The organism is Belliella pelovolcani, from assembly GCF_900156785.1.
In the GTDB taxonomy this organism is placed as follows: domain Bacteria; phylum Bacteroidota; class Bacteroidia; order Cytophagales; family Cyclobacteriaceae; genus Belliella; species Belliella pelovolcani.
Genome location: NZ_FTOP01000023.1, coordinates 41,728 through 47,747 on the forward strand (window position 1 = coordinate 41,728; position 6,020 = coordinate 47,747).

5 protein-coding genes and 1 riboswitch are annotated in these 6,020 nt (G+C 38.2%); of the genes, 3 read left to right on the plus strand and 2 right to left on the minus strand.

Annotated elements, in window-relative coordinates; all coding sequences use genetic code 11:
- Window positions 1-12 precede the first annotated feature (12 nt).
- Window positions 13-232: riboswitch (cobalamin riboswitch) on the plus strand.
- A gap of 156 nt (window positions 233-388) precedes the next feature.
- Genes BW935_RS17155 through BW935_RS17165 form a run of 3 tightly spaced genes read left to right on the plus strand, consistent with a single transcriptional unit; the run spans window position 389 to window position 4,047 of the window.
- The gene (locus tag BW935_RS17155) at window positions 389-2,269 is read left to right on the plus strand and encodes a TonB-dependent receptor (protein WP_076503011.1); all 1,881 of its coding nucleotides are present in this window, start codon (window positions 389-391) and stop codon (window positions 2,267-2,269) included.
- The gene (locus BW935_RS17160; protein WP_076503012.1) at window positions 2,266-3,342 is read left to right on the plus strand and encodes a YncE family protein; all 1,077 of its coding nucleotides are present in this window, start codon (window positions 2,266-2,268) and stop codon (window positions 3,340-3,342) included. Before BW935_RS17155 ends, BW935_RS17160 begins: the two co-directional genes overlap by 4 nt.
- Window positions 3,343-4,047 (plus strand): Dph6-related ATP pyrophosphatase, encoded by a 705-nt coding sequence (locus BW935_RS17165; RefSeq protein WP_076503013.1) that lies wholly within the window; start codon window positions 3,343-3,345, stop codon window positions 4,045-4,047.
- 13 nt (window positions 4,048-4,060) lie between these two features.
- Here BW935_RS17165 and BW935_RS17170 read toward each other — a convergent pair whose 3' ends face one another.
- Together BW935_RS17170 and pyrR are read right to left on the minus strand one after the other, a co-directional pair.
- Window positions 4,061-4,984: an aspartate carbamoyltransferase catalytic subunit gene (locus tag BW935_RS17170; RefSeq protein ID WP_076503014.1), complete on the minus strand. Its 924-nt coding sequence runs from the start codon at window positions 4,982-4,984 to the stop codon at window positions 4,061-4,063.
- Window positions 4,985-4,993: 9 nt separating this feature from the next.
- A complete protein-coding gene (gene pyrR / locus BW935_RS17175) occupies window positions 4,994-5,539 on the minus strand; it encodes a bifunctional pyr operon transcriptional regulator/uracil phosphoribosyltransferase PyrR (protein WP_076503015.1) in 546 nt (181 codons plus the stop codon).
- Window positions 5,540-6,020 lie beyond the last annotated feature (481 nt).

Here is a 6,020-nt window from a genome sequence, read left to right on the forward strand (position 1 = left end):
TAAGTTTACTTATGTTTGCAAATAGAAAGCGGTTCTCGATCCTTGTTCAGGCTCTCGAGATTAAAAGGGAATTCGGTGAAACACCGAAGCTGTCCCCGCAACTGTAACCCCATTCTGAATTACTTTCAGAATAGAAGTTTGTCCACCTACATTGCCATTGTCCCGAGGTTCGGGGCGAGAAGGCTGACAAACTCAGGGAAGCCAGGAGACCTGCCGATTTCTGATGATTCAAAGCTTTCGGGTGAAAAGCTGAGAAGATGATGATCTACATCAGATAAGAGAAAAGCAAATCCAATTTCCTTCGTCTGATCACGTTCCCATTTATCTCAATTTTACTAATCCGATGACTTTGTATTAAATAATCTATCATTATTTAATTCGAAAGGCATTGTTACTTATTAGTCTCTTATTCATTGCTTCTTTTTCAAAAGAAGCAATTCAAACTGTATTGAATACTCAAGACACAGTTGAACTCAAACTAGTGGAAGTCTATGTTGCGCCACTTGAAAAATACAGTTTTGGGCAAACACTACAAAAAATAGATAGTAGAGACCTGAACGATTTTCAGGGTCAAACTTTAGCAGATCTACTTCAGCAGCGTTCTGGATTATTTTTGAGACAATATGGACCTGGTATGTTAGCGTCTCTTACTTTGAGAGGTACGTCTGCAGGTCATAATGCAGTTTTTTGGAATGGAATCCCAATCAATAGCCCCTCGCTTGGTCAAGCAGATTTTTCAATATTGCCAGTTGGAGGATTTGACGAAGCTACGATACATTATGGCAGTAGCGGAGCACTATATGGCACTGATGCCATCGGTGGAGCCATTCATCTTAACAATAAAAACACATTCAACAAAGGGCATCAAACCAGAGTAGCTAGTACCCTTGGCAGCTTTGGTAGATGGAATCAGCTAGTAGAATATGGCTATTCCAATGGGCTTTTCTCAAGCAGAAGTCGGGTATATCGAAATACCTCCAAGAACAACTTTAAGTTCAAAAACTTGGCAAGAGCAGGAAGCCCAGAAGAAAGTCAAAGCAATGCAGCCATTCAGCAAATCGGAGCCATGCAAGACTTGGCTTGGAATATTCGAGCTAATCAGCAAATAAGCACCTCCATTTGGTGGAATAAGACGGATAGGCAAATCCAGCCAGTAATGGGCTCAAACGATAGAGATCGTCAAGAAGACAGGAATTTCAGAGCAGTGCTAGACTACTTTAGATTCACATCCTCTACCATCTGGAACATCAAAACAGGGGTTGTTCTTGATGAATTACAGTTCAACAATAGCTTAAATAAAACTTCACAATTTCTCATATCTTCTGACATCGACTGGACTATTTCGGAAAAGCTAAAGTCTAAATCAGGTCTGCGTCTGAACCATGTCATAGGAAACCTCAGCACCTATGAAGCGAAGGAAGACAGACTTGAACTCTATCAATCCATCAACTACCTATCCTCTCCGAGCTTATCATTTTCTGTGAATCTTAGACAAATGCTTTTCAATGGAGATTTTGCTCCGTTCACGCCAAGCATTGGAACCGAATGGACTTTTTTCAAAAATGAAAAGAATAAATTCAGCGCACATTCCTCAATTTCAAAGAGCTATAAAATCCCTACACTCAATGATCGATTTTGGGTTCCAGGTGGAAATCCAGATCTAAAATCTGAAGAAAGTATCAGTGCAGAAATTGGTTTGAACCATGTTTTCGAAAACAATGATTTCATGATCAGCAATCAGATCAATCTCTACAGCATGTGGGTTGACAATTGGATCATTTGGCTGCCAAGAGGGAGTTTTTGGAGTCCAGAAAATATCCGTGAAGTCCGAAATCAAGGTTTAGAGTACTTTACCACTGCAACAAGATCTTTTGGTGAATACCGATTTGAATTCAATGGAAGTTACAATTACACTCTAGCGACGATTCTCAATAATTTATCTGAAAATGACCGTTCACAGGGGAATCAACTTCCTTATACACCCAAACATAAGGCTCAGGGAAATTTACGCTTCACATACAAATCAAATTCTGCTTTTGTAAATGGACATTGGATCGGAGAAAGGTATATCAATACCGATAATATTTCATCAGTTGCACCCTATGGGTTACTGGACTTCGGCCTTAGTAAAAGTTTAACAATCATATCCAAAGTAAAAGCAACTGTGGGTTTTCAGGTAAACAACATAACAAACAATGATTATCAAATTCTCAGGCTGAGGGCTATGCCTGGAAGAAACTATCTAATCAATATCAATTTAACACTATGAAAAATCTAAGATTATTAGGCTATTTACTAGCCTTATCATTATTTATCTATTCTTGTGAAGGTAGTGGCGAGGAACGACCTCTGGGAGAGTACGAAAAGGGGCTTTTGATCATCAATGAAGGAAATTTCTCATCTCGTGATGGGGACATTAGCCATTATAATTTCAATACGGGGGAGGTACAGCAAAACATATTTGAAAAAGTCAATAATAGACCTTTTGCAGGAGTAATACAGAATCTTGTTGAAGACGGTGATTATTTTTACATCGTTTCCAACACTGGAAAAGTAGAAATTGTCAATAAAGTCAATTTTCAAAGTTTAGGCTCTGTAGGTGGAAATATAGATGATGAAGACCCTGAACTGATCCAGCCAAGATCTGCAATTGTGGTTGACAACAAAATTTATATTGCCGATTATGGTCCTTTTAATGCTAGTTTCGCAAACCCGGATTCATTCATTGCTATTGTCAATAGTCCATTGGGTGGAGAGGTTGCAAAAAAGGCAAAGACTTCCAGCCGTCCAGAAAGCTTTCATCAAATCAATAACGATTTACTTATTGCATGTTCAGCAGCACGGACAATAGATGTAATGAGAATTGGCGTGGATACAGTTGGTAGAAGTATTGAAGTTACTGGCACTCCTGTTAGATTTTTAGAAGATGGAGGAAAATTATACTTATTTACTAGAAATTCAAGCACTGTTTTCTTTCACGAAATCAATAAGAGTAACTACAGCATTAGCAATACGACTGAAATCAATATTTCTAGACCAACTTCGAAGTTGACATTGGGTGAAAATGGAGAGGCATATGTCATTACTTCAACAGGATGGCCAGATTACAATGATGCTGTAGCCAAAATTTCAATCACTTCAGGTCAAGTCATAGATGCTTCCCTGTATGAAGGAAACGGTTTTTATGGACTTGGATTTGACTACTTTGATAAAAATATATATGTTGCTGAAAACAATGGTTTCCAAGGTTCTGGAACAGCCGTAGTAATCAATCAAAGTGGAACCAAAGTAAAGACAATTCCAACAGGAGTAGGTCCATCAGGTTTTATATTCAAAAGGTAAATGAAAAAAATCAAGATTTCCATGAGTTGGTCAGGAGGCAAAGACAGTGCTTTTGCCCTCTGGCACCTGATGAATGATACCCGATTTGAAGTAAATAGATTGCATACCACCTTCGGTGAAGAAAGCCGAAGAGTGGGCATGCATGGCATTCATGAATCGCTCGCGGAGCAGCAAGCAAAATCTATCGGCTTGCCATTAGACAAAATTTATTATCCAGCTAGTGGTGATAATAAAGAGTATGAAAAAGCCATAAACACTTACCTCGATACACTGAAGGCAGAGGGAATTGAGACCATTGCCTATGGGGATATTTATCTGGAAGACCTGAAAGCTTATCGAGAACAACAGCTTTCCAAAAGAGGCTTCAATGCTATTTTTCCACTTTGGAAAAAAGATACCGCACAAGCTGCAAGGGATTTTATTGCAGCAGGTTTCCAAACGTTGATCTGTGCAGCTGATGCTGATTTAATAACAAAAAAATGGCTTGGTAAGATATTCAATCTTGATTTCTTGGAGAATCTACCTGATCAAGTTGATCCTTGTGGAGAAAATGGGGAATTCCATACTTTTTGTTATGATGGACCTCTATTCAAAGTACCTATTAAAGTCAGCACTAGAGAAGTACTCAGCAAATCTTATCATTTTACAACAACTGAGGGAAAGAAAATTGAGAAGCAATTTTGGTTTGCTGACCTAGGCTATTGAATCACAACAAACTTTACCTCACTCCTGCCAACAAATACAACACAGCCATCCTAACAGCGACACCATTTTCTACTTGATTGAGGATGATGGAATGCTCACTATCCGCAACATCGGAATTCAACTCGACACCTCTATTGATTGGACCTGGATGCATGATGACGATCTCTTTATCTAAATTGTCAAGCATCTTTTTGTTCACCCCAAAATAAAGAGCATATTCTCGCAAGGAAGGAAAGTATTTGATTTGCTGTCTTTCAAGTTGAATCCTAAGAATATTAGCCACATCACACCATTGAAGTGCCTTGTTGACATCATGCTCTACTTTTACTCCTAAGCTCCCAATATACTTAGGGAGCAGTGTTGTTGGTCCACAAACCATTACCTCAGCTCCTAATTTCTGTAAGCAGAAAATATTTGAAAGTGCTACCCTAGAGTGTAGAATATCACCAATAATGGCAACTTTCTTCCCAGCTACGTCACCAAGTTTTTCACGAATTGAAAAAGCGTCTAGTAAAGCCTGGGTTGGGTGCTCATGCGTACCATCTCCGGCATTGACGATATTTGCTTTGATATTTCGGGACAAAAAATGTGGCGCTCCAGGGCTACTATGTCGCATAACCACCATATCCACTTTCATAGAAAGGATATTATTGACGGTATCGACCAATGTCTCACCCTTTTTAACGGAACTATTACTGGAGGAAAAATTGACTACATCAGCAGAAAGCCTTTTCTCTGCTAGTTCGAAGGATAATTTGGTTCTTGTAGAATTTTCAAAGAAAATATTCGCAATCGTGATATCCCTAAGAGAAGGCACTTTTTTGATTGGTCTATTGATTACCTCTTTGAAGTTATCAGCTGTTTCGAAAATAAGGTTGATATCATCTGCTGTAATATCTTTGATTCCAAGTAAATGTTTCGTGCTGAGTTGTGACATGTTTTATTATCAATGAGCTTTTTCAGTTATCCAAATCGCATTCTCTTCCAATCCTTGATCTTTCCACTCTACTACCACATATTGGCTTTCAAGTGTATTCACTTTCATCCCATAATAATCTGGCATAATCGGATAGTCCCTTGTGAATTTTCTATCCACCAAAACCATCAATTCTACCTTTGCAGGTCGACCAAAGGCAATCATCGCATCCATCGCTGCCCTGACAGACCTACCTTTATAGAGGACGTCGTCTACAAGTATGACTTTTTTACCTTCAATTAAAAAATTGATTTTTGTTTCATTGGCTTTCAATGGAAAGTCTCGTCTTCTAAAATCATCTCTGTGAAAAGTAGCATCTAAATAACCAAAGGGAACATCTATTCCAGTGATTTCCTTGATGATTGCAATAATTTTATTTAAAACAACTGGGCCTCTAGGCTGAAGACCTAGAAGGACAGTATTTTCAAAATTGTCATGATTTTCAATCAATTGATAACAAAACCTTCTGAGGATGATATCAATATGCTTTTGATCAAGGATGAGTCTTTTATGCATAACAATACTTTGCTGGCAAATATAAAGATTCTAGTGGAGAAAGCGGATTACAAGCTCAGAAAGTTGTTCTTGAGTAAGGAGAACTAGGGGTATTTAATTGAGTTATTTAGTTATTGGTTGATTAGGTTATTAAGGGATTAGAGATTATAAGATTGAAAAATTGGAAATTGGGTTGAAAGGTTTGAAGGTTTAAAAGTTAGCGGGGATTAGTTGATTGAGTTAATGGTTGATTGAGTTATTGAGTTATGATGTGAATTGACTATTTGATTGAGTTGAAATGTTGGTTAAAGAATGTTGGTTAAAGTTTAAATAGGCATGACTATATCGCCGAAAGGCATATATCAACATTATATCGCGAAGCATATATCTTCCTTCTACTTCCACAGCGCTCTTTACTCCTTTGCTAGCTTAGCGAGAGCAAGGGGCTATAAAACACAAAAGCCTTTCAGTTTCCTGAAAGGCTTTTTAATAATGTGGCGGC

What these genes read in the sequence shown, in the direction of transcription:
- pyrR (WP_076503015.1), bottom strand. Translation starts at nt 5,539, where the DNA reads ATGCATAAAAGACTCATCCTTGATCAAAAGCATATTGATATCATCCTC.
- BW935_RS17160 (WP_076503012.1), top strand. Translation starts at nt 2,266, where the DNA reads ATGAAAAATCTAAGATTATTAGGCTATTTACTAGCCTTATCATTATTT.
- BW935_RS17165 (WP_076503013.1), top strand. Translation starts at nt 3,343, where the DNA reads ATGAAAAAAATCAAGATTTCCATGAGTTGGTCAGGAGGCAAAGACAGT.
- BW935_RS17170 (WP_076503014.1), bottom strand. Translation starts at nt 4,984, where the DNA reads ATGTCACAACTCAGCACGAAACATTTACTTGGAATCAAAGATATTACA.